The following is a 25,554-nucleotide window of genomic DNA, read 5'->3' on the forward strand; positions in this document are numbered from 1 at the left end:
AACTGTACGCCGCAGGTGATCAAAGAAAAACCACCCAGTCGCGAACTGACTGTTCCAGTTTTGAAAACAATGCAGCGGCGGCTATGCCTGCACCGCCATGAAAAATGCCGCCCAGGTTTCCCTGCGCGGCACGGCTCTTTCCAAAAAACGGACTATGCCGGCCGCGGGCCTACCAGTTCGATGGGCAGGCCATCGGGGTCGGCAATGAAGGTGAAGGGACAACCCGTGAACGGGTCCATGCGCACGGGCTCGGCCGCGACATCATGGGCGGCCAGTGCCTGCAGGCTGGCGTCGAGGTCGCCCACCCGCAGCGCGAGGTGCCTCAGCCCGCATGCCTCGGGGTAGGAGGGGCGCGGCGGCGCCTCGGGAAACGAGAACAGCTCGATCTGTGTGCCATCGGGCAGCGCGAGGTCGAGCTTGTACGACTGGCGCTCGGCGCGGTACGTCTCGTTCACCACGGCCAGGCCCAGCACCTCGGTATAGAAGCGCCTGGAGCGTGCGTAGTCCGAGCCGATGAGGGCCACATGGTGCACGCCCGCAAGCGCCAGCGGTGGCGGTGGCAGGCTCGCCACGGCTCAGACACCCGCGATGTCGAGCGCGCGCGAGGCCCCGTAGAGCGCCGGGGTGGCGCTCGGGTCGATGATCCAGCACGGAATCGACGCCAGGTACGGCGCAAAGCGGCCCTTGGCCTCGAAGCGCTGGCGAAAGGAAGACTGGTCGAACCAGTCGCCCAGGCGCGGCACCATGCCGCCGCCGATGTACACCCCGCCACGCGCACCCAGCGTGAGCGCCAGGTTGCCGGCCACACTGCCCAGAAAGCCGCAGAACAGGTCCAGCGCCTGCAGTGCCAGCGGGTCCTTGGCCTGCAGGGCCATCTCGGTCACCTGCGCGGCCGAGCTGACCTCGGTGCCACCGGCATGCGCCACGGTGCGCACCGCGTGGTACAGGTCCACCAGGCCCGCGCCTGAGACGGCGCGCTCGGCCGACACATGGCCATAGCGCTCGTGCAGCACGCGCAGCACGTCGAACTCGTGCTGCGTGTCGGCCGCCAGCGTGACGTGCCCGCCCTCGCCCGACAGCGGCACGCCAGCCGGCGAGTGGGGCGGGAAGACCAGACCCGAGACACCGAGGCCGGTGCCTGCCCCCACGAGGCCGATGGCCTCGCCCGGCACGGCATGGCCGCCGCCCACCTGGCGCAGCAGGTCGGGCGTGAGCAGGGGCAGCGCCAGGGCCAGCGCAGTGAAGTCGTTGATGACCACCAGCCGCGCAAAACCAAAGGCCTCGCGCACCGCCTTCTGCGAAAAGCTCCAGCTGTGGTTGGTCATGCGGATGGCGTCGCCCGTGACCGGGTTGGCAATGCCGAAGGCCGCCTCCTGCGGCGCGGCAATGCCCACCTCGGCCAGGTAGGTGCGGAGGGCAGCGTCCACCGTGGAGTACTGGGCGCACTGCAGCACGCGCGTGTCGTGCAAGGTGTCGTCGCCCGGTGCCTGCCAGGCCAGGCGGATGTTGGTGCCGCCGATGTCGGCGAGAAGGCGTGTTGCGGGCATGGTGGATGGGGCAGCGTCCACCACAAGGCAGCGGACCGCTCACCCGGAATTGGATGGCTGAAAACGGCAGAGCCGACGCAAACAGGTTTTTAACCCAGAACGCCCACAGCAGCCGGGTCAAAGCCCCCATACAGCGAGGCCGAAGGCCGGCGGGGGTTGCCGCCTTGCGGGATCAGGCGATGCGCTGCTCGGTACCGGTGTCGAACCAGTGCGCGTGCGCCGGTGCCACGGCCAGGCCCACGCGGTCGCCGGGCTTCACGCGCGTCTGCGCGTCGGTGCGCAGCGTCATGCTGCCGGCGGCGGTGTCCACCATCACGTAGGTGTCGGGGCCGGTGGGCTCAACCACACTGACCTCGCCACGCCAGGGCGAGCTGTCCTGCATCACCAGGTGCTCGGGGCGCACGCCCAGCAGCACCTCGGGGGCGGCCAGAGGGGCCGCCAGGTCCAGCGACACGCCCTGGATGGCGAAGTGACCGGCCGCCTGCGTACCGCGCAGCAGGTTCATGGTGGGCGAACCGATGAAGGTCGCCACATAGGTGTTGGCCGGGTGGTTGTAGATCTCGTCGGGCGTGCCCAGTTGCTGCACCACCCCGCCCTTCATCACGGCAATGCGCGAGCCCAGCGTCATGGCCTCGACCTGGTCGTGCGTCACGTAGACGCTGGTGATGCCGCTGGCCTGGTGCAGGCGCTTGATCTCGGCACGCATCTCCACGCGCAGCTTGGCGTCAAGGTTGGACAGCGGCTCGTCAAACAAAAACAGCTGCGGCTGGCGCGCCAGGGCCCGGCCCATGGCCACGCGCTGGCGCTGCCCGCCTGACAGCTGGCTGGGCCGGCGGTCCAGCAGATGGGTGATCTGCAGCATGGCGGCTACCTCGTCGATGCGCTTCTTGCGCTCGGGCTTGGGCATCTTGCGCATCTCCAGCGCAAAGCCGATGTTGTCCGCCACGCTCAGCGTGGGGTACAGCGCATAGCTCTGGAACACCATGGCGATGTCACGGTCGCGCGGGGGCATGCCCACCACGTTCTTGTCGGCGATGCGGATCTCGCCCTCGGTCGGCTCATCGAGCCCCGCGATGATGTTCAGCAGGGTCGATTTGCCGCAGCCCGAGGGCCCCACCAGGATCAGGAACTCGCCCGGTGCCACGTGAATGTCGATCTTGCGCAGCACCTCCACGCTCTTGTCACCCTTGCCGAAGCGCTTGTTGATGCCCACTATGTCCAATGAAGACGCCATGATTTCTTACCTCTAACCTTTGACCGCGCCAGCCGTCAGGCCGCGCACAAAAAACTTGCCTGCGAGAACGTAGATCACCATGGTCGGCAGGCCCGCGATGATGGCGGCCGCCATGTCCACGTTGTAGGCCTTCACGCTGGAGCTGGTGTTGGCCAGGTTGTTCAGGCCCACCGTCACGGGCTTGGAGTCGGTGCCCGAGAAGACCACACCGAACAGGAAGTCGTTCCAGATGTTGGTGAACTGCCAGATCAGCGTGACCATGATGATGGGCGTGGACAGCGGCAGCACGATGCGCCAGAAGATCTGGAAGAAGCTCGCGCCATCCATGCGCGCCGCGTTCACCAGCTCCTTCGGTATCGCCGCGTAGTAGTTGCGAAAGAACAGCGTGGTGCCGGCCAGACCCGCCAGGCAGTGCACCATCACCAGGCCCGTGATGGAGCTGGACAACCCGAGCCAGCCCAACACCTGACTCATGGGCAGCAGCACCACCTGGAAGGGCATGAACACGCCGAACAACAGCATGCCGAACAGCGCATCGCTGCCGCGGAACTTCCACAGGCTGAGCACATAGCCATTGAGCGCACCCCAGACGGTGGAGACCATCACGGCCGGCACAGCCATGGCCACCGAGTTCCAGAAGAAGGGGCGCAGGCCGTTGCAATCGACCCCCGTGCAGGCGCTGGACCACGCCGTGCTCCAGGAAGACAGGTTGAGCGCAGCGGGCAGCGCCAGCAGCGAGCTGCTGCGGATCTCCTCGGCATCCTTGAACGAGGTGACCAGCATCGCGTACAGCGGCAGCAGAAAGAAGGCGGTGGCCAGGGCCAGCACCGCATAGACCAGCAGGCGGCCCATGGAGGGAAAAAAGGAGGGCTTAGCGGTCATGGGGTTTGCTGCGCAATTCGCTGTACAGGTAGGGGATGACCAGGGCAGCCACGGTGGCCAGCATCATGGTGGCGCTGGCTGCGCCCAGGCCGATCTGGCCGCGCGAGAACGACATGGTGTACATGAAGGTGGCGGGCACGTCGGTGGCATAGCCGGGCCCGCCGGCCGTGAGCGCCATCACCAGATCGAAGCTCTTGATCGCCAGGTGCGACAGCACCATCAGCGTGGAGAAGAACACCGGCCGCAGCGCCGGCAGCACGATGCGCCAGTAGATGCGCGGCAGCGAGGCGCCATCGACCTGGGCGGCCTTGATGATGCTGTCGTCGATGCCGCGCAGGCCGGCCAGGAACAGCGCCATCGCAAAGCCTGCGCTCTGCCAGATGCCGGCGATCACCACGCAGTAGATGGCCATCTCGGTGTCCACCAGCCAGCCGAATTCAAAATTGGGAAAACCCCAGTCGCGCACCATTTTTTCGATGCCCAGGCCCGGGTTGAGCAGCCACTTCCAGGCCGTGCCGGTGACCACGAACGACAGTGCCATGGGGTACAGGTAGATGGTGCGCAGCGCGCCTTCGGCGCGTATCTTCTGGTCCAGCAGCACGGCCAGCAATACGCCGATGGCAAGGGAGCCGCCCACGTAGCCGACGCCGAAGATGCCCAGGTTCTTGAGGGCGACCCACCAGCGGTCCATCTCCCAGAGCTTTTCATACTGCGCCAGCCCCGCCCATTCGTAGTTGGGCAGCATGCGCGATGCGGAGAGGCTCAGCACCCCGTTCCACACCATCAGGCCGTAGATGAAGGCAAAACCCAGCACGAAGGCCGGTGCCACGACCAGCTTGGGCAGCCAGGATTCAAAGGAGTTCTTGGTCGTCATTGCAAAAGAGGAATCGGGTGCATACGCTGGCTGGGACATGGGCGACGGCCACGCCGACCATCAACACGTCAACAGGAAAAACAACAAGGAAAAAAGGGGGGCACACAGGGAGTGCCCCCCAAGAACAAAGTCACCTCTGACTTAACTCGCTTTCACACTCACTCCCTTCAGAACCTGCTCATGGCCTTTTCCGGGGTGCGTTGCACCCTCCTGACGGCTCAGGCTAGGCGCCCACCGCAAGATGGACTGGTGTCCATCGAGGATGGGCAACGCAGCATGCGCCGCCAGGAGGGCGCAACCCGGAGGGCATGCGGCCCACACCCCGCCCCTCGGCGTTGCCCACTTTGCCCATGCCAACGGCATGGGCTGCAGTGCGCGCCTTGAGGGACGGAGCGTGGGTCGCATGCGCATCCCCGGAAAAGGCCTTGAACAGGTTCTCACCACCAGATCTCATACTGCACACCCACCAGAGTGCGCGAGGTCTTGCCATTGGCGCCGAAGGTCGCGGCGTTCGCCACGGCGGCGGCCTGGTTCCAGTTGGCCTTGGTCACGTACAGACGCAGCTCGGGGCGCGACCAGAAGTCCTCGTTCATGGCCAGAGCGCCAGCCAGCGTCACCTTGCTCAGGCGCTGGTCGGGACCGGTCCCCTTGCGCGTGGTGGTCGACACTTCGGCCAGGGCCTTGAAGTTCTGCGTGATGGCGTACGAGCCGCGTCCGCCCAGCGAGAAGTCCTTGGTCTCCACATTCGTCAGGTCGGTCTTGTTGGTCTGGTAGCCAATCAGCGCCTGGCCACCGAAGGGGCCGCTTTGCCAGTTGATGGAGTCGGCGATGCGCGTGGAGCGCCGGCCGGCACGGGTGCCGTCGATGGCCTCGAACTCGCCATCGATGCGGGCATGGCCCCGCGAACCCTGCAGGTACAACGTGTTGCTGATACTGGGCAGCAGGAATTCCTTTTGCGTGTGCATGAAGGAGATGCCCGAGCCCGAACCGCCGTTGACCTGGTTCTTGCCGCCCACCGCCGTCAGCAGCACGCGCAGCTTGCCGTTCGGGTTGGTGTTGATCTCGGACAAGTCGACATTCAGGCGCTGGGCCTTGACGTCGTTGGGCAGGTTGCCATCGAATTTGTCGCCACTGAACAGGCCCACGCCGAGCTTCATGCCGCCAATCGGCATGTCGGTCATGCCGGCACCGACGTTGTCGCCGTAGTTCAGCAGGAAGTAGTCGACGATGTGCACGTCCTGGATACGCAGACGGCGCTGGCCGACCCAGAACTTGGCTTCGGGAGAGAACGAGAAGCCGCTCATTTCCACGTAGGCCTGCTCGGTGCTGATGTCGCCACTGCCCCACTTGGCGGGCATGTAGTTCAGCTTCCACTTGATGCCGCCAGCCTCGAAGCTGCGGGCGAAGTTGACTTCGATGCCGTTGTCGCCTTCGTTGCCCAGGCGGTACTTCTGCAGCTCGCCGCCCAGGGCCAGGTTGCCCTTGACGCCGTCGGAGTGGTTGAACACCGGGCCACCCCGGGAGTAACCGTTGAACTCGAAGCCGGCAACATCCATTGCCATGGCACTACTCATCGCGCATGCGGCGGCCAAAGCCACCGCCGTGAGGCGGTTTCTTTTCATCATGATGGGATCCCTCAGTGTTGGTTTACTTGGTTTTCGCGGCGGTCGCGATCTTCTTCATGGCGTCGGCGACGCTCACCTTGTCGTCATTCCAGAACTGGCTGACGGCGTCCTTGATGGCGCCTTCCGTGGCGGGCGCAATCGCCATGCCGTGGGCCACGCTGGGCAGCAGGCTGCCGCTCTTGGCGGTGTCGGCGAAGTCCTTGGCGGAGGCCTTGGCGCAGTCGTCGAATTTGTCCATCTTCTGGCCGGCGCGCACCGGGATGGAGCCCTTGTTGAGGTTGAACACCTCCTGGAACTCGGGGCTCATGATGGAGCTGGCCAGGTCGCTTTGCGCCTTCTGGGCGGAAGCATCCTTGAGCTTGAACAGGATGAACGAGTCCACGTTGAAGGTGTACGACGTGGTCGTGCCCGGTGCTGCGGCGCACATGAAGTCCTTGCCCGGCACCTTGTTGGCCGCCAGGAACTCGCCCTTGGCCCAGTCGCCCATCAGTTGGAAGCCCGCCTTGCCCTGGATCAGCATGGCCGTGGCCAGGTTCCAGTCGCGGCCGGGAGCGCCCGGGTCGGTGTACGACTTGATGCGGCGGAAGGTCTCGAGCGACTTCTTCATGGTGTCGCTGTTGAGGGCCTTGTCATCGAGCTTGACCAGCGCGTCCTGGTAGAACTTGGGACCGCCGACGCCGAGCACCACGGATTCGAAGGTGGTGAAGTCCTGCCAGTTCTGGCCACCGTGGGCCACGGGCACCAGGCCTGCGGCCTTGAGCTTGTCGGCTGCGGCAAAGAACTCGTCCCAGGTCTTGGGCATGGCGGCAACGCCGGCCTTCTTCAGGGCCTCGGAGCTGCCCCACATCCAGTTGACGCGGTGCACGTTGACCGGGGCGGCCACATAGGCGCCCTTGTACTTCATGATGTCGGCGACCACCTTGGGCAGCAGGTCGTCCCACTTCTCGGCCTTGGCCAGTGCGTCCATGTTGGCCAGCACGCCTTCGGACGCCCATTCCTGGATCGCCGGGCCCTTGGTCTGGGCTGCGGACGGCGGGTTGCCCGAGATCACGCGGCTCTTGAGCACGGTCATGGCGCTGTCGCCACCGCCGCCGGCCACGGCGAAGTCACGCCAGGTGTGGCCCTTGCCCTGCATGATCTTCTTGAGTTCGGCCACCGACTTGGCTTCTCCGCCCGAAGTCCAGTAGTGCAGGACCTCCACTTCCCCTGCACCGGCGGACGCCGATGCCGCCAGAACCGCCGCGACGGCGGCGACTTGTGTCAACTTCCACATACCCTTGTCTCCTCGTTTGTGTGAATCCGTTTTGTGCGCCGGCTTACCGGTGGCGTTCAGCGCAGTCGGTACTTTAATTACAATAATTAATGAACATATCAGGGCTTTCCCGAGTGTGTGGGTTACGTGCCAATGGAATTTGGCTGTTATCGAATTACCACCCTGTTTTCCTGCGTCTCGGTGCTTTCCCTGCTGTGCGCTCCTGCGACAGGCTCGCCGCAATGCCCTTTGTTATCCTCTATCCATGCCCACCATCCTGATAGTCGAAGACGATGCACTGCTGCTGGACGCACTGACGGGCCAGCTCCAGCAACTGGAGTTCAGCGTGTACACCGCCTCCAGTGTGGCCGAGGCCACCACCTTGCTGCAGGGCCAGGCGGTGGACGGCATCATCCTCGACCTGGGTCTGCCGGGCGGTGCGGACGGCATGGAGCTGCTGACCTGGGCGCGCACCCACATTGCCGGCCTGCCGGTGCTGATTCTGACCGCACGCGACGGCATCGACGACCGCATCCACGGCCTGAACGCCGGGGCCGACGACTACATCACCAAGCCCTTCAACATGCAGGAGCTGCAGGCCCGCCTGCAGGCCATGCTGCGCCGCGCGCGGCAGCCCGCATTCACACAGGCCAGCAGCGCCTCCGGGGGCCCCAGCACGGCCATCGGCAGCCTGCAGATCGACCATGGCAACCGCAGCGCGGTGCTCGGCGGCGAGCCGCTGGAGCTCACGCAGCGCGAATGGGAGCTTTTGGAGCTGCTGGTGAACCGCTGCGGCGAAGTGGTCACGCGCGACGATGTGCTCGCCGCCTGGCGCGCGGGCCCGCCCGAGCCCGGGCAGGCCGCAGCAGCCCCGCTCAACTCGAATGCGCTGGAGGTGTATGTGCACCGACTGCGCAGAAAACTCGATGCATCGAACCTGGTGATCCGCAACATCCGCGGGCTGGGCTACATGCTGGCCAAGCCTGCGGAATGAACGCGACCGCCGCGCTCGTGCCCACCCCCGGATGACCATGATGCGCCCGATTCCCGGCGTCTCCCTGCAACGCAAGCTGCTGCTGTGGCTGCTGCTGCCGCAGCTCGTGCTGTGGCTCTCGGGCGGTTTTCTGGCCTGGCGCATCGCGCTGCAGAACGGCGAGAAAGGGATCGACCAGACGTTGACCCAGTCGGTGCGCGCACTGGCGCGGCAGATCAAGCCCATCGGCGACGGCCTGCTGGTCGATTTCCCGAAGGCTGCGCAGGACATCCTGGAGCAGGACCCGGCCGACCGCCTCACCTACATGGTGTCTTCGCCGCCCGGTCGCTTCCTGCTGGGCAATGCCCAGTTGCCCCCGCCCCCGCCGGTGAGCGTGGACGTGGGCGAGCCCTTTCTGTACCAGGCGCATGTAGATGACCGCCCGGTGCGCGTGGCGCTGCTCGACGTGGACTACGGCACGCCACAGACGCGCCAGCGCCTGCGCGTGCAGGTGGCGCAAAGCCTCACGGTGCGCGAGCGCATCGCACAGGAACTGCTCGCGCAGATGCTGCTGCCCATGGGCCTGATGGGCCTGGCGCTCAGTGCCGTGGTGTATGCCGGTGTGCTGCGCGGCCTGCAGCCCCTGAAGCGCCTGGAAGCGCAGATCGAGAAGGCCGGCGCACGCAAGCACAACACGGCCGACCCGCTGCCGCCCATCGAGCTCACCTCGGCCCCGCAGGAAGTGCATTCGCTGGCCAGCACCATCAACGGCCTGCTGGAGACCGTGGCGCGCGGCCAGCAAAAGGAAAAGCGTTTTCTCAACGATGCGGCCCACCAGTTGCGCACGCCCCTGGCCGGCCTGATCGGCCAGACCGAGCTGGCGCTGCACGAGAGCCGCGAGCCGGCCGTGCAGGAGCGGCTGCACAAGGTGCTGTCGGCCGCCAGGCGCAGTGCCCACCTGGTGCACCAGCTGCTGCAGCTGGCGCGCTCGGAAAGCAGTGTGGCCATGCAGACGCTGGACCTGCCAGCCCTGGCACGCGAGGTGGCCCGCGACTGGGCCGCACGCGCCGTGGCCAGCGGCGTGGACCTGGGCTACGAGGGCGAGGAACAACTGGCCGTGCAAGGCCACCCGCTGCTGCTGCGCGAGGCCCTGAACAACCTGATCGACAACGCCCTGCACTACGCAGGCCATGGCGCCACCGTGACGGTGCGGGTGGACATTGCGGGTGCGGGCATGGCCACCCTGGCGGTGGAAGACGACGGCCCCGGCATGGAGCCTGCCCACCTGCGCGACATGTTCGCGCGCTTCTGGCGCGGGTCGGACAAGCCCGGCGGCTGCGGCCTGGGCCTGTCCATCGTGGAGGAGATCGCTCTGCAGCACGCCGGCCAGACCTTCGTCGACCCGGTGCTGCCGCACGGCCTGCGCGTGGGCCTGAAGGTGCCGCTCAGCGCGGCGGCGCCTCGAACCTGAATAGTGACTCCGGGTTTTCGCGGACTGCGCAGTCTGCCCGCACGACGCAACTGGCGCGGCCCAGGCCAGAACCACTGCGCAAGGGCCGCCCCGCCGCGCTAGTGGTGTCCCCCTTCCCGAATCGCACAGCGATTCGAGAGAAGGGGTGAAGGCGCGTCAGCGCCTCAGGGGGATGTACCTGCTTATGCCGACAGGATCAGCTTCTCGAGCTTGATCGCATCCACGGCAAACCCGCGAATGCCTTCTGCCAGCTTCTCGGTGGCCATGGCGTCTTCGTTGAGCGCGTAGCGGAAACCCGCCTCGTCGTAGTTCACCGCCGGCAGGTCCATCGCCTTGGCGGCTGCGGCATCGAGTGCGGGCGCCAGCGGCGCATCGCTGGCCGCCAGCTGGGCCAGCAGGTCGGGGGCGATGGTGAGCAGGTCGCAGCCGGCCAGCGCGGTGATCTGGCCGGTGTTGCGAAAGCTCGCGCCCATGACCTCCGTGGCGATGCCGAAGTGCTTGTAGTGGTGGTAGATCTGCGCGACGGACTGCACGCCGGGGTCGTTGGCGCCCGAGCGCGCGGCCTCGTCCCACTGGGCGCCAGCCTGCTTCTTGTACCAGTCGTAGATGCGGCCCACGAAGGGCGAGATCAGCTGCACCTTGGCTTGGCCGCAGGCTACGGCCTGGCAGAACGAGAACAGCAGGGTCAGGTTGGTGTGGATGCCGCGCTGCTCGAGCTTCTCAGCGGCCTGGATGCCTTCCCAGGTGGCGGCGACCTTGATCAGCACGCGGTCGATATGGATGCCCTCGGCCTGGTACAGCTCGATGATGCGCTCGCCGCGGGTGATGGTGGCCTGCGTGTCGAAGCTCAGGCGTGCATCCACTTCGGTGGAGACGCGGCCGGGGATGGTGGCCAGGATCTCGCGGCCAAAGCGCACGATCAGGCGGTCGATGATCTCGTCCATCGGGCGGCCACGGAACTGGTTCACCGTGTCGGTGAGCAGTGGCGCGTACTCGGGCTTTTGCACGGCCTTGAGGATCAGCGACGGGTTGGTCGTCGCATCCTGCGGCTGGAACTGGGCCAGTTGCTTGAAGTCGCCGGTGTCGGCAACCACGGTGGTGAACTGTTTGAGGGCGTCGAGTTGGTTCATGCCCCCATTATTCCGCATCGCAGTGTCAGGCACCTGTACTTTCAACCACCGATACGCCATGCACGCCCAGGCCCAGTTGCACCTGGTCGCCCACGGCCAGCACGTCGTCGAGGTCTGCCGAGGCGACGAAGATGCTGCCGAGCGCGGTGTCGAAGGTGTACTCGTGCACCGCCCCCAGGTAGGCGCGCTTGCGCAGCGTGGCCGGCAGCAGGCCCATCCCCTGGCGCTGGATGCTCCAGGCCTCGGGCCGCACCGCCACCTTCACCGGGCCCGGCGCGGCCGCGGTGCGCGGGCGAAGCGCCAGCGGGCCAAGCTGTACCGTGCCATCGGCCAGGGCGATTCCCGGGAACAGCATGGCCTCGCCCATGAAGCCCGCGACGAACTCGGTGCGTGGGGTCTCGTACAGTGCCTGGGGCGTGCCTGCCTGCGCGATCAGGCCCTGGTCCATGACGATGATCTGGTCGCTCACGGCCATGGCCTCGGCCTGGTCGTGCGTGACATAGGCCACCGTGAGCGACAGGCGCTGCTGCAGCGCACGGATCTCCTCGCGCATCTCGCGGCGCAGCCGGGCATCGAGGTTGGACAGCGGCTCGTCGAACAGCAGCACCTCGGGCTCCAGCACCAGGGCGCGCGCCAGGGCGACGCGCTGCTGCTGGCCGCCCGAGAGTTCGCTGGGCAGGCGGTCGTCAAAACCCACGAGTCCCACGCCGCGCAGCGCATCCACGGCCTTGGTGCGGGCCACGTCTTTCGGCAGGCCAGACATGCGCAGGCCATAGGAGACGTTCTCCACCACGTTCATGTGCGGGAACAGCGCGTAGCTCTGGAACATCATGCTCACGTTGCGCTGGGCGGGCCCAAGCGTGGTGACGTCCTTGCCGCCGATGAGGATCTCGCCCGAGGTCGGCGACTCCAGCCCCGCGATCATGCGCAGGGTGGTGGTCTTGCCGCAGCCCGAGGGCCCCAGGATGGTGGTGAGCGTGCCGCGCGGCACCTCGAAGCTGATGCCCTTGACCGCCAGGGGCGCAGATGCGTCGGCCCCGTAGCGCTTGGTGATGTGGCGAAACACGATGCCCGCGCCGCTGTTGTTCATGGTGTCGTTTCTCTCCGCATTCAGCATGGGTTCAGTGGGGGGCGGGCATGGCGGCCGCGCCGGAGCGCCGGCCCAACTTGCGCTCGCCCACCAGCCACTGGATGAGGGCAATGGCCAGCGACATCAGCACGATGAGCACCGTGCAATAGGCCAGGGCCACGCCATAGTCGCCGTTGCCCACGCGGCCGATGATGTATGTGGTGGCCAGCTCGTTCTCGGCCGTGACCAGGAAGATCACCGCGCTCACAGTGGTGATGGCGCGCACGAAGCTGTAGACCAGCGCGGCCACCAGGGCCGGCTTGAGCAGCGGCAGCACCACATGGCGCAGCGTCTGCACGCTGCCGGCGCGCAGCATCAGCGAGGCTTCGTCGAGCGAGCGGTCGAGCTGCTTGAATGCCGCCGTGCCGGCGCGCACCCCCACCGGCAGGTTGCGGAACATGAAGCACAGCACGATGATCAGCGCCGTGCCCGTGAGCTCGAATGGCGGCACGTTGAAGGCCAGGATGTAGCTCACGCCCAACACGGTGCCGGGGATGGCAAAGGCCAGCAGCGCCGAGAACTCGAACAGCCCCTGCCCCCGGAACTCCGTGCGCGCCAGCAGCCAGGCGATGCCGATACCCAGCGTGGCAGTGAGCGGCGCCGACAGCGCGGCCAGCTTGATGGTGGTGAAGAACGAGTTCCAGGCCGTGCCGGCCCAGACCACGCCGAACTCGCCCCACTCCACGTTGAACGCAGTGCGGAAGTGGTTCAGCGTGACGGTGTAGTCGCGGCCCCAGGTCTGCACGAAGCCGCCCGCTAGCGCGAACAGGTAGACGACGAGGGTGAAGGCCATCCACGGCAGCGCCACCGAATGCACCACGCGGCGCACGCCGGTGGGCAGCGGCATGGCAATGCCTGCATCGCCCTTGCCCGAGACGGTGGTGAAGTTTTGCCGTCCGAGCAGCGCGCGCTGGATGGCGAACACCGCCAGCGCGAACAGCGTGAGGATCCACGCCAGCGAGGCCGCACGCCCCTGGTCGTACTGCGCCCCGACGATGGCGAAGAAGATCTCGGTGGACAGCACCGAGAACTGCCCGCCCACGACGATGGGGTTGCCGAAATCGGCCATGCTCTCGATGAAGCCCACCAGGAAGGCGTTGGCCAGCCCGGGCTTGAGCAGCGGCAAGGTCACCGTCATGAAGGTCTGGTGCGGGCTGGCGCGCAGGGTCTGGGCCGCCTCTTCGAGGCTGGGCGCCACGCCCTGCACCACGCCGCGCATGATCATGAAGGCGATGGGGGTGAAGGCGAAGGTCTGCGCCACCCACACGCCGAGCCAGCCATAGAACCAGCGCGAAGGCGTGATGCCGAAGGCGTATTCGAGGAACTGGTTGAACACGCCCGCGCGGCCGAACAGCAGGATCAGCCCCAGGCCCACGACGAAGGGCGGCGTGATGATGGGCAGCAGCGCCACGATGTTCAGTGGCCGTGCATAGCGGCGCGAGGCGCGCTCGGCCATCAGCGCCATGAAGGTACCGAGCAGCGTGGTGCTGGCCGCCGTCATGAGGCCCAGGAACAGCGTGTTCCAGGCCACGCCGCAGCGCTGCCCGCCGGCCAGGCACGCGAGGCCAAAGTTGCGCTCGTGCGCCACGCGCTCCCACAGCACGGCCAGCGAGAACGGGCCGTCTTCGAGGAAGAAGGCGCCACTGAGCGCCTTGAGCACCGGAAACACGATGAACAGCGCCAGCAGGCTGCCCATGCCGAGCACAGCCGCAGCCACAAACAGGTCGCCCTTGAAGTAGCCGCGCCGCGCCACGCCGAACGATGCCAGCACCAGCAGGGCCGTGAGGACCACAAAGCCGCCCCAGCCCACGCCGGGCTGGCGCATGGTGAGTTCGCCAAAGCTGGCATGGAGCCCATCGAAAGCCCAGCCGCGTGCGCCGATGGCAAAGCCGCTGACCAGCAGGGACACGAGGCCCAGGCCGCCACCCAGCACCAGGAAACCGCCCTGGCTGCGCCCGGCGGGCAGCAATGCGCCGAAGCCGGCGATCACCAACCCCAGCAGCGCCAGCCAGAGCCAGGGCCGCCCGAAGGCAGCGGCCTGCATGAGGCCGCTGCCCGTCTGCGCCTGACTGAAGACCTGGCCCAGCACGGTGAGGCCATTGGCGTCCTGCTGGGCATACCAGGGCAGCGCCACATAGCCCGCGAGGCCCAGGGCCAGCCACACCCACAAAGGCTGGTTGACTGCGGGCCTGCCGGCCGGCGGTGCCTGCAAAGCGTGCGCCGACATCAGCGCCCGGCGTTCTGGACGTCTTTTTCCCAGCGCGCAATCAGGCGGCGGCGCTCGGCGCTCGCGCCGTACTTGGCGTAGTCGTAGTTGATGAGCTTCATCTTGGCCGGATCGGTCATGCGCGGGTCCTTGGGCACCTGCATGTTGCTGGGCAGCTGGAACTGCTTGGCAGCCAGGCCGAACTGTTGGCCCCCGGGCGTGAGTGCCCATTCGTAGAACTTCTTGGCCGCCTCGGTATTGGGGCCGTTCTTGACGATGCTCATGGAACCCACCTCGGCGCCCGTGCCTTCGGAGGGCGTGACCGAGCCCACGGGGAAGCCGTTCACGGCCTCGGTGGTCACATCGTGCACGAAGCTGACGGACACCGTGGTTTCACCGCGCGCCGCCGCCTTGACCGGCGCCGTACCCGAGCGGGTGTAGGCACTGATGTTGGGGTGCAGGGCCTTGAGGTAGTCGAACGCCTTCTCCTCGCCCATGATCTGCACCAGCGTGGCAATCATGGTGTAGGCCGTGCCACTGGAGGCGGGGTTGGCCATCTGCACCTCGCCCTTGAACTCGGGCTTGAGCAGGTCGGCCCAGGACTGGGGTGGGTTGAGCTTGCGCTTGGCCAGCAACTCCTTGTTGTAGCCAAAACCCAGCGGGCCCAGGTACACGCCGACGGTGCGGTACTTGGAATCTGCCGCCTGCTTTTGCGCCCAGGGGTAGAGCTGCGCCAGCTGCTGGGACTTGTACTCGAGCGTCAGGCCCTGCTCGGCAGCCTGCAGGTGCGGGTCGCCCGTGCCGCCGAACCAGATGTCGGTCTTGGGGTTGGCCTTCTCGGCATTAAGCTGGGCCAGGGCCTCGCCCGAGCCCTTGGCGGTCATGTTGACCTTGGTGCCCGTGGTCTTGGCGTACACGGTGGACATCAGGTTGCACCACTCGGCCTGCACGGAGCAGATGATGTTGACTTGGCTCTGGGCCATGGCGCCGGAGGCGGCCAGGGCAAGGGCGGTACCCACGAGGAATTTCTGCATGGAGTTGTCTCTCTGGAGTCGTTTGATTTGTGACAGTTTAATGACAAACATCGTAGTGAACTCCATTGCCAAGGGCCAGCGGGATAACGAGACCTGTGATTCACGCCCGAGCGTGAACCGCAGTTACCAAAATTGATGGAACCCAGTTACCATCAATTCCTGTCATACAGGCCTCCATGAACACACACGCATCAACTCCCGCACCTGTGCGCCCTGCCGGACCTTGCGGCACCGGGCGCCGTTCGGCCTGTGGCCGCGGGGGCTGCTGACATGCTGGACCGCATCACCGCCTCCCTGACCTCCCTGGCCCCGGCCGAGCAGCGCGTGGGCAAGCTCGTGCTGGCCGACCCGCGCAGCTTTGCGCGCCTGCCCGTGCGCGAGCTGGCAGAGCGCGCCCATGTGAGCAAGCCCACCGTGGTGCGGTTTTGCCGCAGCATGGGTTACGACGGCCTGGCCGACTTCAAGCTCAAGCTGGCGGGCAGCGTGAGCGAGGGCGTGCCCTTCATCCACCGCAGCGTGGATGCCGACGACAAGACCGGCGACGTGCTGGTGAAGGTGGTGGACAACGCCGTGGCCGCCTTTTTGCAGTACCGCAATGCCGCCAGCACCGTGGCGCTGGAGCGTGCGGCCGAAGCCATCGCCGCCACCTGGAAGACGGGGCGGCGCATCGAGTTCTATGGCGTGGGCAATTCGGGCATCGTGGCCCAGGATGCGCAGCACAAGTTCTTTCGGCTGGGCGTGACGTCCATCGCCACCAGCGACGGCCACATGCAGGTGATGAGCGCCACCCTGCTCGGCCCGGGTGACTGCCTGGTGATCATCTCCAACTCGGGTCGCACGCGCGACCTGATGGATTCGGCCGACATCGCGCGCAAGAACGGCGCCACCACCATCGCCATCACGGCCAGCGGCTCGCCACTGGCCAGCACCTGCCAGATCCACCTGGCCGCCGACCACCCCGAGGGCTACGACCGCTACAGCCCCATGGTGTCGCGGCTCATGCACCTGCTGATCATCGACGTGCTGGCCACCTGCGTGGCCCTGCGCATCGGCGCGCCGCTGCAACCCATCCTGCAGCAGATGAAAGAGAACCTGCGCGCCAAGCGCTACGCGTAGGCAGCCCCTTGCCTTTTACGCAGCGGCCGGTGCCCAGCGCTTGAGCACCAGGGTCGCGTTCACCCCGCCGAAGCCAAAACCATTGAGCATGGCATGCTCCAGCGCCATGGGGCGGCTCTTGAGCGCCACCATGTCCAGCCCCTGGGCCAGCTCATCGGGCTGCTCCAGGTTCAGCGTACCGGGGACGATCTGGTCGCGCAGGGCCAGCGTGGTGAAGATGGCCGCCACCGCACCGGCCGCGCCGAGCAGGTGGCCCGTGGCCGCCTTGGTAGAGGCGATGGCTACCGATTTGCCGGTGCCGAACACGCGCCGGATGGCGGCCAACTCGCCCCGATCACCCACATAGGTGGAGGTGGCATGGGCGTTGAGGTGCTGCACCTCGCTGGCCGCCAGGCCCGCCTGGGCCAGCGCGATCTCCATGGCACGGCGCGCGCCATCGCCGTCCTCCGGGCCGGAGGTGATGTGGTGGGCGTCGGCCGAGGTGCCATAGCCCACGACCTCGGCCAGCGGGGTGGCGCCGCGCGCCAGCGCATGCTCCAGCGATTCGATCACCAGCATGCCCGCGCCCTCGCCCATCACGAAGCCGTCGCGGCCCGCATCGAAGGGGCGCGAGGCCTGCTCAGGGTGCTCCGCGAAGCCGGTGGACAACGCCTTGGCCGCCGCGAAGCCGCCCAGGCTCACGCGGTCGATGGTGGCCTCGGTGCCACCGCAGACGGCAATGTCGGCCTCGCCGCAGCGGATCATGCGTGCGGCGTCGCCAATGGCCTGCACGCTGGCCGCGCAGGCCGTCACAGGGGCACCGATGGGCCCTTTGAGCCCATGGCGTATGGAGACCTGGCCGGCCGCCAGGTTGACCAGGAAGGAAGGTATGGTGAACGGCGACAGGCGCTGCGGACCGCGCGTGTCGGTGGTGCGCACGGCCTCGGCAATGGCACCGAAGCCCCCTATGCCCGAGGCGATCACGGTGGCCGTGCGCTGCTGCTCGCTCTCTCCTGTCGGCGCCCAGCCGGCCTGCGCCAGAGCCTGCTGTGCGGCGCCCAGGGCGAAGGGGATGAAGCGGTCCATCTTGCGCTGGTCCTTGGAGCTAGCGACGGTATCGGGGTCCCAGCCGCCTTCGGGGTCCTGCTCCTTCGTGGGCACCGCGCCACCGACCTTGGCCGCCAGCCCCTCCACCACCGCATCGGGCAGGCGGCGCAGGCCCGAGGCCCCTGCCAGCAGGCGGCGCCAGGCCAGTTCCACCCCTACTCCGAGGGGCGAGACCAGGCCCATACCCGTGATCACCACACGCGGCAGGCGCATGCCCTGGCCCGGTTCCTGGGTTCCCTTGAGTTCATTCACCATCGCTTACCCTTTCAGTGCGCGGCGCAGGCCACGCATTTATGATTGCGGGCGTCATCATAAGTGTGTTGGCGCATTTTGCGTACGACCATCATCAAAAAGAGGTTTCCACCATGAAAGTCTCGAAGGCGCGGGCCGCAGAAAACCGCCAGGGCATCCTGGATGCAGCGGCGCGCCTGTACCGCGAGCATGGCCTGTCGGGCGTGGGAGTGGCCGACATCACGCGCGATGCGGGCCTGACCCACGGCGGCCTGTACCGGCACTTTGAAAACAAGGAGGCGCTGGTGCGCGAGGCCTGCGCACGCGCTTTCGACTGGTCGATTGCGCCGCTTGACGGCATGGGCGCAGTCATGGGCACCGGTCCCCAGGGCCTGGCGGCGCGGGTTACAAGCTATCTCTCCCCCCAACACCGCGACCACCCGGGCGAGGGCTGCCCGGCAGCCGCGCTGGCAGTGGACGCAGCCAGGGCAGGCAGCGACCTGTCCGAAGTGTTTGCCCAGGGCATAGAACGCAACATCGAGCGCTTTGCGCGCGTGATCGAGGGCCTGGAGGCTGAAGACGCAAGCAAGCCAAGTGCTGAGGGCTGCGAACGCGCCACGCAGATGCTGGCCACCATGGTGGGCGGCCTGGTGCTGGCCCGCGCCACCGCCGCAGGGCGGCCGGCGCTGTCCGACGAGATCCTGGCCACGCTGCGCAAGCACCTGATTGCCGAGCACATGCGCCCCTGAAAGACCAGTACCGCCAGGAGCCCCCATTGGAAAGGGCTCCCGCAGGAGCCCGATCATGCACCGGCACGGCGTGCCAGGACTTACTGGATGCGACCCTCCTCCACCGCATGGCAGGCAATGCGGATGCCGCCGATGTTCAGCAATTGGGGGCGCTCGGTGCGGCAGCGGTCGTTCACATGCGGGCAGCGCGGGTTGAAGGCACAGCCGGGTGGCGGATTGAGCGGGTTGGGCACCTCGCCCTGCACGGGGGTGCGCGCCTTGCCGGTGTCGTGCATCTTGGGGATGGCGTCGAGCAGCATGCGCGTATACGGGTGGCGCGGGTTGTCGAACAAGGTGTGCTTGTCGGCCAGCTCCACCAGGCGGCCCAGGTACATCACGCCGACCTGGTCGCTCACGTGGCGCACCACGGCCAGGTTGTGCGAGATGAACAGGTAGGTCAGGTGGCGCTCGCGCTGCAGGTCCTTCATGATGTTGAGCACCTGTGCCTGCACCGACACGTCGAGCGCCGAAGTGGGCTCGTCGCACACCAGGAACTCGGGCTCGGTGGCCAGGGCGCGCGCAATCGAGATGCGCTGGCGCTGCCCGCCCGAGAACTGGTGCGGGTACTTGACCATGTCCAGCGGCGACAGGCCTACCGACTTCAGCAGCTCGCCCACGCGCTGCTTGAGCTCGGCCTTGTCGGTGATCAGGCCGTGCTCGCGCAGCGGCTCGCCAATGATGTCCTCGACCAGCCAGCGCGGGTTCAGGCTGGCGTAGGGGTCCTGGAAGATCATCTGTATGCGCCGGCGCATGGCGCGCGCATCGTTGCCCTTGAACGCGGCGTGGGCGTCCTGGTTGTCGAAGGTGAGGCCACCGCGCGTGGGCTCGTACAGGCCCACCAGCAGGCGGGCCACGGTGCTCTTGCCGCAGCCCGACTCGCCCACCAGGGCCAGGGTCTTGCCCTTTTCGATCTCGAAGCTCACGCCGTCCACCGCATGCAGCAGGGTGCGCGGCTTGCGCTCGATCATGCGGTTGAGCCAGGGGGCGGAGACGTCGAAGGTCTTGGCCAGGTCGTGCGCCTGCACGAGCGGCTTGCCGGGGCTTGCGGTGGTGGAAGGCACGGCGCTCATGCGGACACCTCCGCCGTGGCAGGGGCGTGCAGCCAGCAGGCCGCACGGGTGGAACCGGCAGGCATCAGGTCGGGGCGGTCGACCATGCAGCGGTCGAAGGTCTTGGGGCAGCGCGGGTTGTAGGCGCAGCCCTTGGGGATGGCGTTGAGGCGGGGCATGGCTCCGTCGATCTGGTTCAGGCGTTCACGGTCCACCGCCATGTCGGGGATGGAGGCCATCAGGCCGCTGGTATAGGGGTGGGAGGGCTTGTTGATGACATCGTGCACGGGGCCGATCTCGGCCACGCGGCCGGCGTACAGCACGGCCACGCGGTCGCAGGTCTCGGCGATCACGCCCATGTCATGCGTGATCAGCATTACGGCGGCACCGCGCGATTTGCAGACGTTCTTGAGCAGCGTGATGATCTGCGCCTGGATGGAAACGTCCAGGGCCGTGGTCGGCTCGTCGGCGACGATGAGCTTGGGCTCGGCCGCCAGGGCCAGGGCGATCACCACGCGCTGGCGCATGCCGCCCGAGAACTGGTGCGGGTAGTGGTCAATGCGCTCGGCCGCAGCCGGGATGCCGGTGTCCTGCAGCAGCGCGATGGCGCGCTGGCGCGCCTCGGCGGCATTCACGGGCAGGTGGGCGAGGATGGTCTCGGTGAGCTGGCGGCCCACGGTGTACAGCGGGTTCAGCGAGGTCAGCGGGTCCTGGAAGATGGCGCCGATGCGCCGCCCCCGGATGTGCCGCATCTGGTCGTTGCTGAGGTTGTCGATGCGCTGGCCCTCCAGCAGGATCTGGCCCGAGGCCACGCGGCCCGGCGGTTCGAGCAGGCCGATGATGGCCGCGCCGGTGAGCGACTTGCCCGCGCCGGACTCTCCCACCACGCCCAGGATCTCGCCGGGCGCAATGGAAAAGGAGATGTCGTCCAGGGCGCGCAGGGTACCGCGGCGGCTCGGGAATTCGACAACGAGGTTTTTGACTTCTAGAAGACTCATGGGAATATCGCTTTTCTTTTTTCTGGCTCAGCGCAAGCGGGGGTTGAGTGCGTCACGCAACCAGTCGCCGAGCAGGTTCACGGACAAAGCGATCAGCACCAGCATGGCGCCGGGGAACACCGTGATCCACCACTCACCGGAAAACAGGTAATCGTTGCCGATGCGAATCAGCGTACCCAGCGATGGCGAGGTGGGCGGGGCGCCCACGCCCAGAAAGGACAGCGTGGCCTCGGTGATGATGGCGGTGGCCACCTGGATGGTGGCGAGCACCATCACCGGCCCCATGACGTTGGGCAGCACATGCTTGCGCATGATGCGCAGCGACGAAACGCCCGTGACGCGGGCAGCCTGCACGTATTCCTTGTTGCGCTCGACCAGGGTGGAGCCGCGCACGGTGCGCGCGTACTGCACCCAGCCGGTCAGCGAGATCGAGATGATGAGCACCCCGAAGGCCAGCGACTCGTGCGCGTTGGGGAACAGCGCCCGGCCGACGCCTGCGATCAAGAGCGCCACCAGGATGGCGGGGAAGGACAGCATCACGTCGCACAGGCGCATGAGCACCGCGTCGATCCAGCCACCGCGAAAGCCGGCCAGCAGGCCGAAGGCCACGCCGACGACCACCGACAGCAGCACCGAGGCGAAGCCCACCACCAGGGAGATGCGGGCGCCGTAGATCAGCGCCGAGAGGATGTCGCGCCCCTGGTCGTCGGTGCCCAGGGGGTATTTCATGGAGCCCTCCGCGATCCAGGCGGGGGGCAACCGGGCGTCGCCGAGTTCCAGCGTCGCCAGGTCAAAGGGGTTGTGGGGGGCGACCCATCCTGCAAACAGGGAGCAGAACAGGCATATCAGGGCGATCACTGCCGCAACGATGGCCATTGGCGATGTGCGAAAGCTGTAGCCAACGTCGCTGTCAAACCAGCGGGCAAGGGTTGTTTTCATTGTGGGAAACCAGTGGGCAGACAGCACGCACGGCGCGGGTAGCGGTCGTGGTGGCTGTCTGCTGAAATGTCCGTCTGTAACTAACTCACTAACTCGGTCAACTGCAGCGGGCTTACTTGATGCTCATCCACTTGAAGGGCATGAAGTTGTCGGCCAGCTGGACCAGCGTGACCTTCTTGCTCACGCCCCAGGCCAGCGCCTGCTGGTGCAGGGGCAGCGTGCCCACGTCGGCGGCATGGATGTCGAAGGCTTCCTTGATCATGGCGTTGCGCTTGGTCTTGTCGGTCTCAGACTGGATCTTCTTGGTCAGCTCGTCCACCTTGGGGTTGCAGTACGAGCCCAGGTTGAACTGGCCCGTGCCCTTGTCGTCCACGCAGGCCACCAGCGCATTGAGGGCGTTGTGCGAGTCGTAGGTGGCAGGCGTCCAGCCCAGCATGTAAAAGCTGGTGTCGCGGCGCAGGATCTTGGGGAAGTAGGTGCCCTTGGTCTCGGCCTGCAGGTTGATCTTGACGTTGATGCGCGAGAGGTTGGCAGCCACGGTCTGGCAGATGCGGCCGTCGTTCACGTAGCGGTCGTTGGGGCAGTTCATCGACACTTCGAAGCCGTTGGGATAGCCGGCTTCGGCCATGAGCTTCTTGGCGGCTTCCACGTCGTAGGGCAGGCGCTTGGCATCGGGCTGGAAGCCGTTGATGCCGGGGCCCACCAGCAATGCGGACGGGTTGGACGCACCACGCATCACGGTCTTCTTGATGCCTTCGATGTCAATGGCCTGGTAGAAGGCCTGGCGCACGCGCTTGTCCTTGAAGGGGTTCTTGCCCTTGACGTTGGAATACAGCAGCTCGTCGCGCTTCTGGTCCATGCCCAGGAAGATGGTGCGCAGCTCGGGGCCGGTGATGGCGCGGGTGTTGGCGCTGGTGTTGACGCGGTCGATGTCCTGCACGGGCACCGGCTCCATCACGTCCACTTCGCCCGACAGCAAGGCCGCCACGCGGGTGGCATCGTTGCCGATGGGGGTGAACACCACTTCGGTGGCGTTGCCTTCGATCTTGCCCCAGTAACTGCCGTTGCGCGTGAACACCGAACGCACGTTGGGCTGGCGCTCGCGCAGGCGGAAGGGACCCGTGCCGTTGGCCTTGAACGATGCGGCGTTCTCGACACCCTTGCGGCGGTCCACGGGGACGGTGGCCTGGTTGGTCTCGCACCACTTCTTGCTCATCATGTACACCAGCGAGACAACGTCGGGCAGGATGGGGAAGGGGCTTTTGGTTTCGATCTCGACGGTGTGGTCGTCGATCTTGCGCACTTCCTTGAAGTCGTTGGTGTAGCTCTTCATGTCCGAGCCTTCGACCTGGGTGCGGGCGAAGCTGAACAGCACGTCGTCGGCCGTGAAGGGGGTGCCGTCATGGAATTGCACGCCCTTGCGCAGCTCGAAGCGCCACACGGTGGGGGAGGTCTGCTTCCAGCTGGTGGCCAGGGCCGGGGCCAGGCTCAGGTCCTTGTTGCGGCCGACCAGCGGCTCATACACATTGCCGGTGACGCTCAGCTGCAGCGATTCGTTGAGCGAATGCGGGTCCATGGACAGCGAGTCGCCCTGGTTGGCCACGCGGATGGTCTGCGCATGGGACACCACGCTGGATGCAGCCAGCGCGGCAAACAAGGCCGTCATGGCGATTTTTTTCTGGAATGTCATGCAATGCTCCTGGTGGGTGAAAGGGGGGTGGCGGTACAAGGGGAAAAAGGCGCCGGCACCTGCTGCTACGTCAGAGCGTGGGCAGGGGCATGGCCTGCTCGATCAGGCTGGCATGCAGTGCCGAGCCCAGCGGCAGGATGTCGTCGTTGAAGTCGTAGCGGCTGTTGTGCAGCGCGCTGCCGCTGGCGCCCGTGCCCTGCCCTATGCGCAGGTAGGCCCCGGGTTTGTCCTGCAGCATGAAGGAGAAGTCCTCGGCGCCCATGCTGGGCTCCAGGTCGCGCACCACGTGGTCCGCGCCCAGCAGCGATTCGGCAACGTTGCCGGCGAAGAGCGCCTCGTCCTCGGAATTGATGGTGGCCGGGTAGATGCGCTCGTAATGCACGGTGGCCGTGGCGCCGAAGCCCAGCGCAATCGCGCTGCACAGCTCCTTGAGGCGCTTTTCAACCATCTCCTGCACCAGCGGATTGAAGGTGCGCACGGTGCCCACCAGCGTGGCCGAGCCCGGCAGCACGCTGAAGGCCCCGAGGTCACCGGCCTGCATGGCGCACAGGCTGACCACCGCGCCATCGAGCGGGCGCACGTTGCGCGAGACGATGGTCTGCGCGGCGGTGATGATGTGCGCGGCCACCAGCATCACGTCCACCGTCTGGTAGGCGTGCGCGCCATGGCCGCCGCGGCCGGTGATCTCGATGGTGATGCGGTCGGCCGCCGCCATCATGGCGCCGGAGTTCAGGCCCACCGTGCCGGGCGCCATGGCCGGCCAGTTGTGCATGGCGAAGATTGACTGCACGGGAAAGCGCTCGAACAGGCCGTCTTCCATCATCACGCGGGCGCCGGCAAAGCCTTCCTCGCCGGGCTGGAACACCAGCACGGCCTTGCCGTCGAAATTGCGGGTTTCGGCCAGGTAGCGGGCGGCGCCCACCAGCATGGCTGTGTGGCCGTCGTGGCCGCAGCCGTGCATCAGGCCCTGCTTGCAGGACTTCCAGGAAAAGTCGTTGTGCTCGGTGAGCGGCAGCGCGTCCATGTCGGCACGCAGGCCCACCATGGAGCCGCTGGCCGTGCTGCGCCCGCGGATCACCGCCACCAGCCCGGTGCGGCCGATGCCGTCGTGGATCTCGTCCACGCCGCAGACCTTGAGCGCCTCCTTGACCCGGGCACCGGTGTAGACCTCTTCGAAGCCCAGTTCGGGATGCGCGTGCAGGTCGCGGCGCAGGGCCGTCAGCTCCGGATGGAACTGGGCGATGTGCGCAAAGGCCCGGCCGCCCGCCTTGAGTCGAGGCACCTGCATTTCAATGGCCTCCCGCCTTGCCCACGCGCAGACGCGGGTCGACCGCGAAGTACAGCAGATCGACCACCAGGTTGATAACCACGAAGATCAGGGCAATCAGGCACAGGTAGGCGGCCATCACGGGGATGTCGGCAAAGGTCACGGCCTGGATGAACAAGAGGCCCATGCCAGGCCACTGGAACACGGTTTCGGTGATGATGGCAAAGGCGATCAGGCCACCCAGTTGCAGGCCGGTGATGGTCATCACGGGCACCAGCGTGTTCTTGAGCGCATGGCCGAAGTGGATGGCCCGGTTGGACAGGCCCCGGGCGCGCGCGAACTTGATGTAGTCGGTGCGCAGCACCTCCAGCATCTCGGCGCGCACGAGGCGCATGATGAGCGTGAGCTGGAAGATCGCCAGCGTCACCGCCGGCAGGACGATGTGGTGCCAGCCCTTGGCCTTGAGCAGGCCGGTGCTCCACCAGCCCATCTGCACCACCTCGCCACGACCGAAGCTCGGGAACCAGCCCAGGTGCACGGCAAACACCAGGATCAGCAGAATGCCGATCAGGAAGGTGGGCAGCGAGACGCCCAGCAGCGACAGCGTCATGAACAGCTGGCTGGTGAAGGTGCCGCGCTTCAAGGCCGCGTACACGCCCATGGGCACGCCGATCGCCAGGGCCATCACGGCCGCTACCAGCGACAGCTCCAGCGTCGCGGGAAAGCGCTCGGCGATCAGGCGCGAGACCTTGGCGCCCTGGCGCAGGCTCAGGCCGAATTCACCCTGGGCCGCATTCACGAGGAAATGGCCGAACTGCACGAAGAAAGGTTTGTCCAGGCCCAGCGCCACGCGCAATTCGCGGATCTGGTCGGGGGTTGCGTCCTGGCCCAGCAAGAACACCACGGGGTCTCCGACGTACTGGAACAGCATGAAGGAGATGAAGGCCACGGCGACCATGACGATCACGGCCTGGATCAGGCGGCGCAAAATAAAGGCAAGCATCAGAGAGTCGAGTGTGTATTCGATGGGACG

22 protein-coding genes are annotated in these 25,554 nt (G+C 66.6%); 4 read left to right on the top strand and 18 right to left on the bottom strand.

The genetic code is table 11. The features are described 5' to 3' along the window. Nucleotides 1–152: 152 nt before the first annotated feature. The 7 genes from ASE28_RS08410 to ASE28_RS08440 all read right to left on the bottom strand — a co-directional run bounded on the left by ASE28_RS08410 (nt 153) and on the right by ASE28_RS08440 (nt 7,435). Complete coding sequence (locus ASE28_RS08410; RefSeq protein ID WP_082607993.1) at nt 153–572, bottom strand: VOC family protein; 420 nt, start codon at nt 570–572, stop codon at nt 153–155. A 3-nt stretch (nt 573–575) separates the two neighbouring features. Further along, entirely contained in the window at nt 576–1,547 is a 972-nt protein-coding gene (glk, locus tag ASE28_RS08415; protein WP_057266558.1) for a glucokinase, read from the bottom strand. A 172-nt stretch (nt 1,548–1,719) separates the two neighbouring features. Continuing rightward, nucleotides 1,720–2,781, bottom strand: a complete 1,062-nt coding sequence (locus ASE28_RS08420; RefSeq protein WP_057266197.1) for an ABC transporter ATP-binding protein — start codon at nt 2,779–2,781, stop codon at nt 1,720–1,722. Between the two features lie 12 nt (nt 2,782–2,793). Next, the gene (locus ASE28_RS08425) at nt 2,794–3,663 is read right to left on the bottom strand and encodes a carbohydrate ABC transporter permease (protein WP_057266200.1); all 870 of its coding nucleotides are present in this window, start codon (nt 3,661–3,663) and stop codon (nt 2,794–2,796) included. Then, a complete protein-coding gene (locus ASE28_RS08430) occupies nt 3,653–4,537 on the bottom strand; it encodes a carbohydrate ABC transporter permease (RefSeq protein ID WP_057266202.1) in 885 nt (294 codons plus the stop codon). The genes ASE28_RS08425 and ASE28_RS08430 overlap by 11 nt, the downstream gene beginning before the upstream one ends. A 437-nt stretch (nt 4,538–4,974) precedes the next feature. Then, complete coding sequence (locus ASE28_RS08435; protein ID WP_057266204.1) at nt 4,975–6,093, bottom strand: carbohydrate porin; 1,119 nt, start codon at nt 6,091–6,093, stop codon at nt 4,975–4,977. Nucleotides 6,094–6,184: 91 nt separating this feature from the next. Further along, the gene (locus tag ASE28_RS08440) at nt 6,185–7,435 is read right to left on the bottom strand and encodes an ABC transporter substrate-binding protein (protein ID WP_057266206.1); all 1,251 of its coding nucleotides are present in this window, start codon (nt 7,433–7,435) and stop codon (nt 6,185–6,187) included. A 244-nt stretch (nt 7,436–7,679) separates the two neighbouring features. On the opposite strand from ASE28_RS08440, the gene ASE28_RS08445 reads away from it, so the two are divergent. Both ASE28_RS08445 and ASE28_RS08450 read left to right on the top strand, forming a co-directional pair. Then, complete coding sequence (locus ASE28_RS08445) at nt 7,680–8,408, top strand: response regulator transcription factor (RefSeq protein ID WP_057200196.1); 729 nt, start codon at nt 7,680–7,682, stop codon at nt 8,406–8,408. Nucleotides 8,409–8,448: 40 nt separating this feature from the next. Continuing rightward, nucleotides 8,449–9,858, top strand: coding sequence for a sensor histidine kinase (locus tag ASE28_RS08450; protein WP_057266559.1), 1,410 nt, complete (start codon nt 8,449–8,451; stop codon nt 9,856–9,858). A gap of 182 nt (nt 9,859–10,040) precedes the next feature. On the opposite strand, the gene tal is transcribed toward ASE28_RS08450, so the two are convergent. From tal to ASE28_RS08470, 4 genes are read right to left on the bottom strand one after another with little or no spacing between them, the layout of a single operon-like run. Beyond that, the gene (gene tal, locus ASE28_RS08455; RefSeq protein WP_057200195.1) at nt 10,041–10,988 is read right to left on the bottom strand and encodes a transaldolase; all 948 of its coding nucleotides are present in this window, start codon (nt 10,986–10,988) and stop codon (nt 10,041–10,043) included. Nucleotides 10,989–11,013: 25 nt separating this feature from the next. Further along, nucleotides 11,014–12,078, bottom strand: a complete 1,065-nt coding sequence (locus ASE28_RS08460) for an ABC transporter ATP-binding protein (RefSeq protein WP_057266560.1) — start codon at nt 12,076–12,078, stop codon at nt 11,014–11,016. Nucleotides 12,079–12,109: 31 nt separating this feature from the next. Then, nucleotides 12,110–14,344 carry an iron ABC transporter permease gene (locus ASE28_RS08465; protein ID WP_057266208.1) on the bottom strand — a complete coding sequence of 745 codons (2,235 nt, stop codon included), beginning with the start codon at nt 14,342–14,344 and terminating at the stop codon, nt 12,110–12,112. Beyond that, nucleotides 14,344–15,357, bottom strand: a complete 1,014-nt coding sequence (locus ASE28_RS08470; protein ID WP_057266210.1) for an ABC transporter substrate-binding protein — start codon at nt 15,355–15,357, stop codon at nt 14,344–14,346. The genes ASE28_RS08465 and ASE28_RS08470 overlap by 1 nt, the downstream gene beginning before the upstream one ends. A 270-nt stretch (nt 15,358–15,627) precedes the next feature. On the opposite strand from ASE28_RS08470, the gene ASE28_RS08475 reads away from it, so the two are divergent. After that, on the top strand, nt 15,628–16,473 hold the full coding sequence (locus ASE28_RS08475) for a MurR/RpiR family transcriptional regulator (RefSeq protein ID WP_057200264.1): 846 nt from the start codon (nt 15,628–15,630) through the stop codon (nt 16,471–16,473). A gap of 15 nt (nt 16,474–16,488) precedes the next feature. On the opposite strand, the gene fabF is transcribed toward ASE28_RS08475, so the two are convergent. Then, the gene (fabF, locus tag ASE28_RS08480) at nt 16,489–17,814 is read right to left on the bottom strand and encodes a beta-ketoacyl-ACP synthase II (protein ID WP_200963924.1); all 1,326 of its coding nucleotides are present in this window, start codon (nt 17,812–17,814) and stop codon (nt 16,489–16,491) included. A gap of 110 nt (nt 17,815–17,924) precedes the next feature. Between fabF and ASE28_RS08485 the strand changes: the two genes are divergently transcribed. Then, nucleotides 17,925–18,539: a TetR/AcrR family transcriptional regulator gene (locus tag ASE28_RS08485; protein WP_057266212.1), complete on the top strand. Its 615-nt coding sequence runs from the start codon at nt 17,925–17,927 to the stop codon at nt 18,537–18,539. 80 nt (nt 18,540–18,619) lie between these two features. Here the strand turns inward: ASE28_RS08485 and ASE28_RS08490 are convergent, their stop codons facing one another. The 6 genes from ASE28_RS08490 to ASE28_RS08515 form a co-directional block, all read right to left on the bottom strand. Beyond that, entirely contained in the window at nt 18,620–19,648 is a 1,029-nt protein-coding gene (locus ASE28_RS08490; RefSeq protein ID WP_057266214.1) for an ABC transporter ATP-binding protein, read from the bottom strand. Further along, nucleotides 19,645–20,625 (bottom strand): ABC transporter ATP-binding protein, encoded by a 981-nt coding sequence (locus ASE28_RS08495; protein ID WP_057266216.1) that lies wholly within the window; start codon nt 20,623–20,625, stop codon nt 19,645–19,647. The genes ASE28_RS08490 and ASE28_RS08495 overlap by 4 nt, the downstream gene beginning before the upstream one ends. A 27-nt stretch (nt 20,626–20,652) precedes the next feature. Then, on the bottom strand, nt 20,653–21,564 hold the full coding sequence (locus ASE28_RS08500; RefSeq protein WP_007856606.1) for an ABC transporter permease: 912 nt from the start codon (nt 21,562–21,564) through the stop codon (nt 20,653–20,655). Nucleotides 21,565–21,676: 112 nt separating this feature from the next. After that, complete coding sequence (locus tag ASE28_RS08505) at nt 21,677–23,254, bottom strand: ABC transporter substrate-binding protein (protein ID WP_057200189.1); 1,578 nt, start codon at nt 23,252–23,254, stop codon at nt 21,677–21,679. A 70-nt stretch (nt 23,255–23,324) separates the two neighbouring features. Then, a complete protein-coding gene (locus tag ASE28_RS08510) occupies nt 23,325–24,542 on the bottom strand; it encodes a M20 aminoacylase family protein (protein ID WP_057200188.1) in 1,218 nt (405 codons plus the stop codon). A gap of 1 nt (nt 24,543) precedes the next feature. Then, nucleotides 24,544–25,524, bottom strand: a complete 981-nt coding sequence (locus ASE28_RS08515) for an ABC transporter permease (protein ID WP_057200187.1) — start codon at nt 25,522–25,524, stop codon at nt 24,544–24,546. Between the last annotated feature and the right edge of the window lie 30 nt (nt 25,525–25,554).

Origin of the sequence: Acidovorax sp. Root219, assembly GCF_001428665.1 — a bacterium.
In the GTDB taxonomy this organism is placed as follows: Bacteria; Pseudomonadota; Gammaproteobacteria; order Burkholderiales; family Burkholderiaceae_C; genus Acidovorax.

Excerpts from the sequence above, each read along its gene's own strand:
- glk (WP_057266558.1), bottom strand. The coding sequence starts at position 1,547 with ATGCCCGCAACACGCCTTCTCGCCGACATCGGCGGCACCAACATCCGC.
- ASE28_RS08420 (WP_057266197.1), bottom strand. The coding sequence starts at position 2,781 with ATGGCGTCTTCATTGGACATAGTGGGCATCAACAAGCGCTTCGGCAAG.
- ASE28_RS08425 (WP_057266200.1), bottom strand. The coding sequence starts at position 3,663 with ATGACCGCTAAGCCCTCCTTTTTTCCCTCCATGGGCCGCCTGCTGGTC.
- ASE28_RS08430 (WP_057266202.1), bottom strand. The coding sequence starts at position 4,537 with ATGACGACCAAGAACTCCTTTGAATCCTGGCTGCCCAAGCTGGTCGTG.
- ASE28_RS08435 (WP_057266204.1), bottom strand. The coding sequence starts at position 6,093 with ATGGATGTTGCCGGCTTCGAGTTCAACGGTTACTCCCGGGGTGGCCCG.
- ASE28_RS08440 (WP_057266206.1), bottom strand. The coding sequence starts at position 7,435 with ATGTGGAAGTTGACACAAGTCGCCGCCGTCGCGGCGGTTCTGGCGGCA.
- ASE28_RS08445 (WP_057200196.1), top strand. The coding sequence starts at position 7,680 with ATGCCCACCATCCTGATAGTCGAAGACGATGCACTGCTGCTGGACGCA.
- ASE28_RS08450 (WP_057266559.1), top strand. The coding sequence starts at position 8,449 with ATGCGCCCGATTCCCGGCGTCTCCCTGCAACGCAAGCTGCTGCTGTGG.
- tal (WP_057200195.1), bottom strand. The coding sequence starts at position 10,988 with ATGAACCAACTCGACGCCCTCAAACAGTTCACCACCGTGGTTGCCGAC.
- ASE28_RS08460 (WP_057266560.1), bottom strand. The coding sequence starts at position 12,078 with ATGAACAACAGCGGCGCGGGCATCGTGTTTCGCCACATCACCAAGCGC.
- ASE28_RS08465 (WP_057266208.1), bottom strand. The coding sequence starts at position 14,344 with ATGTCGGCGCACGCTTTGCAGGCACCGCCGGCCGGCAGGCCCGCAGTC.
- ASE28_RS08470 (WP_057266210.1), bottom strand. The coding sequence starts at position 15,357 with ATGCAGAAATTCCTCGTGGGTACCGCCCTTGCCCTGGCCGCCTCCGGC.
- ASE28_RS08475 (WP_057200264.1), top strand. The coding sequence starts at position 15,628 with ATGCTGGACCGCATCACCGCCTCCCTGACCTCCCTGGCCCCGGCCGAG.
- fabF (WP_200963924.1), bottom strand. The coding sequence starts at position 17,814 with ATGGTGAATGAACTCAAGGGAACCCAGGAACCGGGCCAGGGCATGCGC.
- ASE28_RS08485 (WP_057266212.1), top strand. The coding sequence starts at position 17,925 with ATGAAAGTCTCGAAGGCGCGGGCCGCAGAAAACCGCCAGGGCATCCTG.
- ASE28_RS08490 (WP_057266214.1), bottom strand. The coding sequence starts at position 19,648 with ATGAGCGCCGTGCCTTCCACCACCGCAAGCCCCGGCAAGCCGCTCGTG.
- ASE28_RS08495 (WP_057266216.1), bottom strand. The coding sequence starts at position 20,625 with ATGAGTCTTCTAGAAGTCAAAAACCTCGTTGTCGAATTCCCGAGCCGC.
- ASE28_RS08500 (WP_007856606.1), bottom strand. The coding sequence starts at position 21,564 with ATGAAAACAACCCTTGCCCGCTGGTTTGACAGCGACGTTGGCTACAGC.
- ASE28_RS08505 (WP_057200189.1), bottom strand. The coding sequence starts at position 23,254 with ATGACATTCCAGAAAAAAATCGCCATGACGGCCTTGTTTGCCGCGCTG.
- ASE28_RS08510 (WP_057200188.1), bottom strand. The coding sequence starts at position 24,542 with ATGCAGGTGCCTCGACTCAAGGCGGGCGGCCGGGCCTTTGCGCACATC.
- ASE28_RS08515 (WP_057200187.1), bottom strand. The coding sequence starts at position 25,524 with ATGCTTGCCTTTATTTTGCGCCGCCTGATCCAGGCCGTGATCGTCATG.